7 protein-coding genes are annotated in these 9,865 nt (G+C 74.2%); 3 read left to right on the forward strand and 4 right to left on the reverse strand.

Annotation, left to right across the window (positions count from 1 at the left end):
* Positions 1-2,023, reverse strand: a 2,023-nt coding sequence (locus FNX44_RS18555) for an AfsR/SARP family transcriptional regulator (protein WP_323369486.1), incomplete at its 3' end; no start/stop codon positions are given.
* A gap of 210 nt (positions 2,024-2,233) precedes the next feature.
* Here FNX44_RS18555 and FNX44_RS18560 point away from each other — a divergent pair.
* Genes FNX44_RS18560 through FNX44_RS18570 form a run of 3 tightly spaced genes read left to right on the forward strand, consistent with a single transcriptional unit; the run spans position 2,234 to position 7,324 of the window.
* Positions 2,234-3,004, forward strand: coding sequence for a hypothetical protein (locus tag FNX44_RS18560; protein ID WP_323369487.1), 771 nt, complete (start codon positions 2,234-2,236; stop codon positions 3,002-3,004).
* The gene (locus FNX44_RS18565; RefSeq protein ID WP_228449997.1) at positions 2,997-5,183 is read left to right on the forward strand and encodes a serine/threonine-protein kinase; all 2,187 of its coding nucleotides are present in this window, start codon (positions 2,997-2,999) and stop codon (positions 5,181-5,183) included. The genes FNX44_RS18560 and FNX44_RS18565 overlap by 8 nt, the downstream gene beginning before the upstream one ends.
* Positions 5,180-7,324, forward strand: a complete 2,145-nt coding sequence (locus FNX44_RS18570) for a serine/threonine-protein kinase (protein ID WP_143649415.1) — start codon at positions 5,180-5,182, stop codon at positions 7,322-7,324. Before FNX44_RS18565 ends, FNX44_RS18570 begins: the two co-directional genes overlap by 4 nt.
* Positions 7,325-7,443: 119 nt before the next feature.
* Here FNX44_RS18570 and FNX44_RS18575 read toward each other — a convergent pair whose 3' ends face one another.
* The 3 genes from FNX44_RS18575 to FNX44_RS18585 all read right to left on the reverse strand — a co-directional run bounded on the left by FNX44_RS18575 (position 7,444) and on the right by FNX44_RS18585 (position 9,798).
* The gene (locus FNX44_RS18575; RefSeq protein ID WP_143649416.1) at positions 7,444-7,692 is read right to left on the reverse strand and encodes a hypothetical protein; all 249 of its coding nucleotides are present in this window, start codon (positions 7,690-7,692) and stop codon (positions 7,444-7,446) included.
* Between the two features lie 292 nt (positions 7,693-7,984).
* Entirely contained in the window at positions 7,985-8,299 is a 315-nt protein-coding gene (locus tag FNX44_RS18580; RefSeq protein ID WP_143649417.1) for a hypothetical protein, read from the reverse strand.
* 221 nt (positions 8,300-8,520) lie between these two features.
* Positions 8,521-9,798 carry a helix-turn-helix domain-containing protein gene (locus FNX44_RS18585; protein WP_143649420.1) on the reverse strand — a complete coding sequence of 426 codons (1,278 nt, stop codon included), beginning with the start codon at positions 9,796-9,798 and terminating at the stop codon, positions 8,521-8,523.
* Positions 9,799-9,865: the final 67 nt, after the last annotated feature.

Here is a 9,865-nt window from a genome sequence, read left to right on the forward strand (position 1 = left end):
CCTGGGGGCCCCAGTCGCTGGCGAGCCGGCCGGCAGCCGTGTAGAGGTGTAGGACGGCGGTGCGGGCGGAGGTGGTCTCCGCGGGTCGGGTGGCGGCGAGCCGGTGGGCGAGGGCGCGGACCAGGTCGTGCATCCGGTAGCGGCCCGGCTGCGGCTGTTGCAGCAGGCTGGCGTCGACCAGCCGTTCCAGGAGGTCTTCGGCGTCCGCGCGGGGGCGGCCGAGCATGGCGGCCGGGGTGAGTGCGTCGAAACGGGAGGTGGGTGAGTGGCCGACGGCGCGGAAGGCGTGTTGGAGGTCGGGGCAGAGCTGGTCGTAGGAGACCCGGAAGGCGGACTCCACGCTGCGGTCCTCGGCGCGTAGTTCGCCGAGGCGGCGGTCGGCGTCCGGCATACGGCCGATGAGGTGGGTCAGCGTCCAGGTCGGGCGGCTCTGGAGTCGGGCCCCGGCGATGCGCAGCGCGAGGGGGAGGCCGCCGCAGCGTCGGGCGAGTTCGCGGGCGGCCTCCGGTTCGCGGTCGGCGCGGTCCGCGCCGAGGAGGTGCCGGAGGAGTCCGACGGCCTCGCCGGCGCCGAGGGGTTCCACGGTGAGCCGGACGTCGGCGTCGAGTCCGGGGAGCCGCTGGCGTCCGGCCACCAGCACTCGGCTGCCGGGGCCCGCAGGGATCAGCGGGCGCACGTCCTGCGCGGCACGGACGTTGTCCACGACCAACAGGAGGCGCAGCCCGCTTGTGGCGGTGCGCCAGGCGGCCACGAGCTCGCCGAGTTCGGCGGCGGCGTCCGGCCTGGCCAACCCGTCCAGTCCGCCCAGACCGTCCAGACCGTCCGGAAGTTCGTCGTCGGCGCCGTTGAGCGCGCGCAGCATCCGGTGGAGGGCGCGTTGCGGACTGACACGGTCGTGGGGGCCGCCGTACGCGTGCAGGTCGACGAACAGGCAGCCGTCCGGGTGCTGTGCGGCGAGCGTCCAGGCGGCGCGGACCACCAGGGCCGTCTTGCCGACTCCGGCCGTGCCGTCGACGGCCGCCACGGAGACGGCGTCGGGTGGGGCTGGGGCGGTCAGTCGGGCGAGTTCGGCCTCGCGGCCGACGAGGCAGGCGGTGTCGCCGGGCAGTTCGTTGAGCGTGGGCCGGGAGGGTCCGGCGGAGCCGGAACGAGTGGGCACGACGGGTGTCCTGGGGGCGTCGGGCGGCGTCGACGAGGTGGCGGACGGCCGACCGAGCAGGAGGCGGTGGTCGTGGCGAAGCACGGCCTGGTGAATTCGGCGGAGTTCCTCGCCGGGCTCCACGCCCAGTTCCTCACGGAGTCGGTCCCGGGTCTGCCGGTAGGCGGCAAGCGCCTCGGCCTGCCGGTCGCTGCCGTACAGCGCGCGCATGCGCAGCGCGGCGAGTGGTTCGTCGTAGGGCTCGGTCGGGGACGCCGTCGCCGCAAGGGCGTCCAGGGCGTCCAGGGCTTCCGTGTGGCGGCCGAGGTCGACCAGGCACTCGACGCGTTGCCGGTGGAGGGCGCGTCGCTGCTGCGCCAGGCGCCGGCGTTCGGCCTCGGCGAGCGGGCCGGGCAGGCCGGACAGCGGCTCCTCGCCGCGGAAGAGGGCGAGCGCGGTGGTGAGCTGTTCGAGGGCGGCGGGGAGGTCGGCGGCGGCTCGCGCGTCGCGGGCGAGGGCGGCGCGTTCGGCCAGTTCAGCGGTGTCCGTGTGCACGCCTTCGGGAACAAAGCGGTAGCCGCCGCGGACGCCGCGGATCAGCGACCGGTCGGGCGCGGTGTGCGGGGCGTCCAGTGCTCTGCGCAGGGCGTAGACGTAGCTCGGCAGGACGCGGTGGCCTGTTCCCGGCGGGTTGTCGCCCCACACGTCGTCGAGCAGCCGCTGCTGAGTGACGGCGGTGTCCGCGCGCAGCACCAGGGCGGCGAGCACCGCCTGCCGCCGTACGGGGCCGAGGTCGAGCGGCGAGTCGCCGCGGCCGGCCTCCACGGGTCCCAGCAGGTTGACGCGCAACCGCTCGTCTGCCGTGTCCGCTGATTCCGCCGCCACGCCGGAGTCTCCAGTCTCGCGAGGGTCACTCGCGCAATCCCCTGCCCCGCGGTTCAGCGGGATTTCATCGCCATTGCAGCACCCGAGGTCAGAGTGTGCCAGGCCGTGGTGGTTCCGGTGACGTCCCCCTGGCGCGGTCGTGGGGACCGCCACGGCGCTGGGCCGGTGCCGCCGCCGGCGGCTTCGAGCAGAGCGAAAGCGAGCGTTCCCGTGAGTCAGTCCCCGCAGCCGGGCCCCCGGCACGGCACGTCGGCCTGGTCGCAGCCCGCCCCGGCCGCTCCCCCGCCGTCCGGGAACTCCGGCCCTGCGGGCGGCGGACGCCGGCCGTGGCTGATCGGTGGCGGCGTGGCGCTCGCGCTGCTCGCCGCGGTGGGGGTGGTCGTCGCCACGACGGGGGGCGACGACGGGGACTCCGCCGCGAAGAAGCCGCCCGCCGCCGACCCGTCCCTGGCGGAGGCGGCGGACGACCCGCTGGGCGAGGGGAAGACGTACACGAAGGTGCCGGAGGGCTGCGAGCTGGTGAAGGCGGCCACGGTGGCGCGGTTGGCGCCCGGCGCCGAGTGCGAGCCCTCGCAGTTCGACAACGCCACCATGCCGGCGATGATCACGCGCATGCCGAGGTGGAAGTGGCCCTCCGGCGCGGCTGACGGCCCGCAGAACCTGAACGTGCATCTCACGGTCGGACCGCACGCCGCGGGAATGTTCGACATGCAGAAGAAGTCCGCGGAGGAGGCCCTGAAGGACGTCCGCGACGTCACCGACTCCCGGCCGCTGGACGGCCTCGGGGAGAAGGCCCATGTCGTACACGGGGTGGACAGGGAACCGTTCGACCTCGCGGGGGCCAAGGTGATCGTCTCCGACGGCAACGCGACGTTCACCGTGGAACTCGGCTACCACCCGCAGCGGTCGGGGCTGAGCGAGCGGCAGGCCGTCGACGGCGTGGTGGCCGCGGCCCGTGATGTCCTCGCCGCTCTTGCCTGACGGCCGCGGCCCCGGCCGGATCGGGCCGTACGAGGTGTTCCATCTGCTCGGTGAGGGCGGCATGGGCCGGGTGTTCCTGGCCAGGTCGCCGGGCGGGCGGCTGGTCGCGCTGAAGGTGATCCGTCCCGAGTACGCCGAGGCGCCGCAGTTCCGTGCCCGGTTCCGGCGGGAGGCGGCGGCCGCCCAGCGAGTGAGCGGGTTCTTCACACCGGCGGTGCTGGAGGTGGACGCCGACGCCTACGAGCCGTGGCTGGCCACGGTCTACGTACCGGCGCCGTCCCTGCACGAAGTGGTGCGGCGCTTCGGTACGCTGCCCGCTCCCGCGCTGCGCGCGCTCGGCACCGGGCTGGCGGAGGCGTTGCTGGCGATCCACCGCGCGGGCGTGGTGCACCGGGACCTGAAGCCGGGCAACGTCCTGGTCGCGGAGGACGGGCCGCGGGTCATCGACTTCGGCATCAGTCGGGCGGTGGACGCGACGCGGGTGACCCACACCGACGCGGTGATGGGAACGCCCGGGTTCATGGCCCCCGAGCAGATCGTGTCGAGCCGGGAGGCCGGCCCCGAGGCGGACGTCTTCTCCCTCGGTTGCGTTCTGGCGTTCGCCGCGACCGGGCAGGGCCCGTTCGGGGGTGGCGGCACCTCGGAGGTCCTGTACCGGGCCGTGCACGCGCCGCCCGCGCTGGACGGCGTGCCGGACGGGTTGCGGCCGCTGCTAGCGGAGTGCCTGGAGAAGGATCCCGCGCACCGGCCTTCGGCGGACGCGGTGTTGGCGGCGTTGGCGGCGTTGGGATCGGCCGTGCCCGAAGCGCTGCTGGTCGCGGGGCTGCGGGAGGAGCTGGCGCGGCGTGCCGCGCAGGTCGGCGCGCTGGTCGCGGCGCCGTCTCCGCCCGCCACTCCCCCAGCGGTAGCGGGCGCGCCGAGCACGGCGTCGCCCGGTCGGCCGAGTCGGCGCCGCTTCCTGTGGATCGCCGGGGCGGCCGCCGGCACCGCCGTGGTGGCGGCGGGCGCGGCCGCGGCGACCGGGTGGTGGTCCGGTTCGAACGCCCCGGCGGCGAGGCGCGGTACGGGCGCCGGGACCACGGTGCGGCCTTCCCCCAGGGCCCCGACCGGTCCCGATCCCGAGTGGTCGTCCTCCTTGCTCCCGCAGGTGGAGAACGGGCAGCTGCGGCTGCTCGGCGACACCCTGGTGCACTTCGACCGCAAGAACGCGAGCGGCTACGACACCGCCACCGGAAAGCGTCTGTGGACGGCCGATCCGGCCGTTCCGAAGGGCGTCTCCAGCGGCGTCAACTGGCTTGGCGTGCACGGGAAGGAACTCTTCGCCGCGGCTTGGAGCGGCGACCGCGGGTATCTGCTGAGACTCGGGGCGGACGGCAGGGTGAAGTCCACGGTCGCGGTCACCGAGCGCGGACGTTCCTTCGCCAGCCACGTCGACACGGTCTTCGACGCCGCCGGGTCGGTCGCGGTCATCGGGACCAGCGACGACCCCGGCTACGCGGTGCGCGCCGTGGACCTGGCGGCGGAACGGGTCCTGTGGCACCGCGAGGTGGGAAGCAGCGACCACACGGCCTGTTCCGACGGGAAGTTGTGCTACGTGTACGACGGGGACCGGTTGATCGGTCTGGACCTGCGCACCGGCGCCGTCCGCTGGACCGTCCGCGACCTCTTCAAGCCGGGCACCTACCCCTCCCTGGCCACCGACGGCACGGCCGTGCTCGTCACCGGTACCAAGGTGCTGGCGTTCGGCGCAACCGACGGCCGCGAACTGTGGACGGCCGTCAACGAGTCGTACATGCTGCGGCCCGCGACGGTCCTCGGCCGGCGGGCGTACGTCGTGGGCACGAGGGACACGGTGCACGCCGTCGACACCCGGGACGGCGGCACGCGGTGGCACGCCACCAGCCCGCTCTCCCTCGCGACGAACGGCGCGCGCGACCCGGGCCCGGCCGTCACCCCGTCCGTGGTGGCGTACCCGCTGTCCGGCAGCGGGAGTTCGGCCGCGGGCTTCGCCGTGTGGAACGCCTCCGGCGGCAAGCTCCTGTGGGCCCACCAGGAGGACGCGGACTCCACCCCCACGGCGGGTTCCACGACGCGTCGCTGGCAGGTGCGGGCCAGGGGCGACACCCTCTACGCCGCATCCGACACCACACTCCACGCCTTCCGGAGCACCACCCCATGAGCAGTACGACGCCGACACCCGCCCCGACCGACACGCACATCGGCCCCTACCGGGTGATCCGGGAGTTGGGAGCCGGCGGAATGGGGCGGGTACTGCTCGCCGCGTCGCCGAGCGGCCGTGCCGTCGCCGTGAAGGTGGTGCGCCCCGAGCTGGCCGCCGACCCGGACTTCCGGCGGCGCTTCGCCTCCGAGGTGGCCGCGGCCCGCGCGGTCAGCGGCGCGTTCACCGCGCCCGTGCTCGACGCCGACCCCGACGGGCCGCGCCCCTGGCTCGCCACCGCGTACGTCCCGGGACCCGACCTCGGCGAGGCGATCGAGGCCCACGGACCGATGCCGGAGGCGACCCTGCGGGTCCTCGGCGCCGGACTCGCCGAGGCGTTGGCGGCCATCCACCGGGCGGGACTGATCCACCGCGACCTGAAACCGTCCAACATCCTGCTCACCCGCGACGGCCCCCGGGTCATCGACTTCGGCATCAGCCGCGCGGTGGACGGCACCCGGCTCACCGCCGAGGGACAGGTCGTGGGCTCCCCCGGCTTCATGGCGCCCGAGCAGGTGCGGGGCGCGGCCCTCACTCCCGCCGGCGACGTGTTCTCGCTCGGCGCGGTGCTCGCCTACGCGGCGACCGGTACGCCGCCCTTCGGGACCGGCGCGGTGCACGCGCTGCTCTACCGCGCCGTCCACGAGGCCCCGCGCCTGGACGGCGTCCCGCACGCCCTGCTCGGCGTCCTGAGCGCCTGCCTGGACAAGGAGCCGGACCGGCGTCCGAGCGTCGAGTGGCTACGGGAGGCGCTGCGCCCGACGACCACCACCGCCGACTGGCTCGGCGCGGTCGCGCGGCAGATCGCCGCGGAGGAACGGACCCTGCGCGAGGCGGTACGGCCCCCACGCCTCAGCCGCCGCAGGCTGCTGGCTGCGGGCGGCGGCGCGCTCGCCGTGGCCGCGACCGGTGCGGGGGCGGCGCTGCTGATCCGGTCACGCGACCGGGAGAAGCCCGTCGCACTGCCGGAACTGCTCTGGACCCGGGCCCTGCCCCACTCCGACATGACCCTGCACGCGGTGACCGAGTCCAGATTGCTGGTCACCGGGAAGACCTCGGCGGCCGTCCTCGACCGGGCCGGCGGCAAGCCTCTCTGGCAGGACCTCAGCGGCCGCAACGGCGACGTCCGCGCCGACGAGAAGCACGTCTACGCCGTGCGGGCGGACGGGAGGGTGCACACCTTCGACGGCCGCACCGGCCGAGAGCTGTGGGACGCCGCCCCGCCCGGCGGCGACGCGCCCCGCCTGGAGGCGGCCACCGGCTCGGTACTGGTGACCGCGGCCGGCGAGCGGCTGCACGGCCTCGACGCGGCGACCGGGGAAACCCGCTGGAAGGTGACCGTTCCCGGCCTCGTCTTCGCGCGGCGGCTCAGCCCCTCGGGCCACGTGATCGCCGAGGGCGACGCGGCGGGAGAACCCGGCCTCGCGACCCGCCACCACGCCCTGGACCCGGCCACCGGCCGCACGGCGTGGACGGCCGACCTGCTCGGGCTCCACAGCCCCGCCGAGGGCCGATTGGTGTACGGCCTCGACGACAAGATGAGGGTTCTCGCCCTGGACGCCGCCACCGGTGAGCGACGGTGGCGGGCGACCGACCGGCTTCCTCCGGCGCTGGGCCTGCCGGTGTTCTACGGAAACGCCCTGAGCGTGGACGACGAGGCCGGCATCCTCTTCTGCCACCCGGCCGGTGCCAACGAGGGAAAGAACGGCTACCTCGCCGCCTTCGACACACGCGACGGGGAGTTCCTCTGGCGCGTCAGGAGAAGCCTGCCCGCCGGGGTCGGGCAGCACGCGCGAGCGGGCACCACGGTCTGCTACCTGGACAGGAAGACCCTGCACGCCGTGGACTCCCGGACCGGCAAACGCCGTTGGACCGCCGACGGCCTCGGCGAGCCCGACTCGCTCAGCGCCTCGGGCGACCTCCTCCTCACGTCGACGAGGGGCGGCCTCCACGGCCTCCACGCCGACACCGGTGAGCGCCTCTGGCACCACCCCGTCAGCGGCGGCGCCGACGACCCGCTGTGGACGGTGAACGCCGGCGACCGGCTCTTCGCCACCAAGTCGGGCACGCTGATGTGCTTCTCCCTCCCAGGGGAGGGCTGATCCCCGGGGACGGGCTCACGGAAGGGTGCCGAGGAGGATCAGGAGCAGCAGGCCCGCGATGATCAGGCAGTAGAGGAGCTGCGCGGCCAGGGAATCCTCGATCCGGCGCCGACGGCGTTTCATCGGTTGTCCTTCGTGTCGTCGGCGAACGCCCAGCGGAGCAGGTCGGCGGCGAGGGCCACGCCGAGCGCGTACTCCAGCTCGGGGTTCGGGTCGTGCCAGGTCTGACCGATGGCGTCCTCGTGCGGCCCGTCGTGGCCGGTCGGCAGCGCGCACGGCAGGCGCGACGCGACCAGCGGCGACGTCTGCATGGAGCGCGGCCGCTGCCGCCCGCACGGCCAGGCGGAGACGCGAACGCGCGGGCTCACCGCGCGGCTCCCCGCGTCAACGCCCAGGGGCCGCGTCGGCCGCCGGACAGCGAGACCCAGCGCGGCGTCGGCGGCTCGGCGGGGACGTAGGGACGCACGAGGCGGGAGGCGTCGCCGTCCAACGGCCCGGTGTGGTCCGGGCGCGCCCCTGTCGGCCACCCGGACCGGGTGACGAGCAAGCGGCGGCGGCTCATCGTGCGGTAGGACCCTCCGGGTCCGGTGCACTGTCCGATCACGCGGACCGTCCGCACGGACGGCTCCGCGCGCTCGCAGTGGTGGCAGTGGTACACGCTCACCGATCCGCCCCCGGGACGTTCGGTCCGTCCAGCCGAACGATGAAGACGCCGTGGGTCGAGGCACAGTCGGCGAGTTCGGCGGCGTTGTCGTCGGGAAGATGGCCGTCGAGCGTGACGACGCCCTCGGCACGCCGGGCCAGGACGGCGTCGGCGACACGTGGCCAGAGCGCGCGCTTGCGGAGCGGCACGCTTGAGGGATGGCGGTCGGCGATCAGATCGGTGATGTCCCAGTCCCGCGCCTCCGCATAGCGCCGGAGCGGGGCGAACAGGGATGCGTCCGCGCCCGGTTCGGCGAGACAGACGTAGAGCACCACGGAGGTGCGGCCGGTGGCGGCGTTGGCCAGGGCGCGGCGGCGCTGGCGTTGTTCGCGTGACCTCGATGCTATACCGCTACCGTCTCGCTACTCCGCGTACACATCCAGAGGCGTTGTGTACGAGTGCGGGAAATGCTCGGGCCCGGAGTCGTACACGACGTACGACCCCGGCCCGAGTGAGGCCAACTCGGCCGTACAAGAACCCAACTGAGCGGGGGTCAGAGGCTGGCCTGGCGCGTCGCGGTCGGATAGTCGGCTCCCCACGCGGGCCGTCCGACCAGCTTCGCGACCCGTCGCAGGCGCGCGGTGCTGCCCTTTCCGACCTTCTCGAGGATCACCCTCGGCAGCTGCTGGTAGCGGGCCCATACCGGCGACGCCGTGAGCGCCGCCTCCAGTGTTTCCAGCGACCGGTCCCACAGCCGTGCGTCGGCCAACGCCATGGCCTTGTCCAGCTCGTACCGGCGTTGCGACGCGTTGGACAGCGCGGACGTCGGCCCGATGGTGTCGATCAGTCCGAGCGCCTTCCCCGTCTGGCCCAGCGCCACATGGATGCCAACTGCCTGCGTCGCCGCCGTAGTCGGCCCGAACAGCGTCCCGTGCGCGCGTTCCTCTCTGCCCATCCGGGCGCCGGTCGCGTGCGACTGCGACAGGTAGTCGCCTGCTCGGTCCGCGTCGCCCATGCGGGAGGCGACCACCGCCGCGAAGTTGATGTGGCTGCCGTAGGCCGTCAGCTCGCCCACGGTGGCACGGGAGAACCGGGGCTCGATCGTCAGCGCAGACTTCTCCGCCAGTGCCAGGGCCTCGGGGAGACGCGCGTCCCGCAGGTAGACCCATGCTCGCCCCGACTCGACGAGGGCGCGCCGCAAGTCGTCCGCCGCCTGGGACGCCGCGAACGCCGCGTGTCCGATGGCCGCGTACGCCAGGTCCCGCACGCCCATGAGGTTCGCGCTGTAGGCGGCGACCCGGTAGGCGTCGGACAGATGTCCCCACGCCTCGGCTCGCTGCCCGTCCGGTTGTGCGTGCAGGCATACGGCGGCGTCGCCCAGCAACGGTGCGGTCAGGCCACCGGCCTCGGTGTAGCGGCCCTGCCAGTAGAGGTCCCAGGCCCGCCGGCACGTGGCGCCGACCTCTGCCGGGGTCGGGGCCTCGTCCGCCTCCGGGACGAGGCCCGCCGATGTGTCGTGGACAGCCAGCGACAGCGCCCGCACGGTAGCCAGGTCCGACCGTCGCGCGCTGCCGCGCGGAGGTTGCTGTCCAAGCACCACGGCGGTGTCGACGCACAGAGCGTCCGCCAGCCGCATCAGCGTGGGGAGCGTCAGTCGTCTGTTCTGTTCGGCGGACTGGACGGTGTGCAGCGACAGTCCGGTTCGTTCCGCGAGCGCCTGCTGCGTCAGCTCCCGCCCCCGCAGAGCCTTGATCCGTTCACCTGTACTGAGGTCAGACCACGCCCATGAGGTTCGCGCTGTAGGCGGCGACCCGGTAGGCGTCGGACAGATGTCCCCACGCCTCGGCTCGCTGCCCGTCCGGTTGTGCGTGCAGGCATACGGCGGCGTCGCCCAGCAA

This window comes from Streptomyces alkaliterrae, from assembly GCF_007097205.2.
GTDB classification, from domain to species: Bacteria; Actinomycetota; Actinomycetes; order Streptomycetales; family Streptomycetaceae; genus Streptomyces; species Streptomyces alkaliterrae.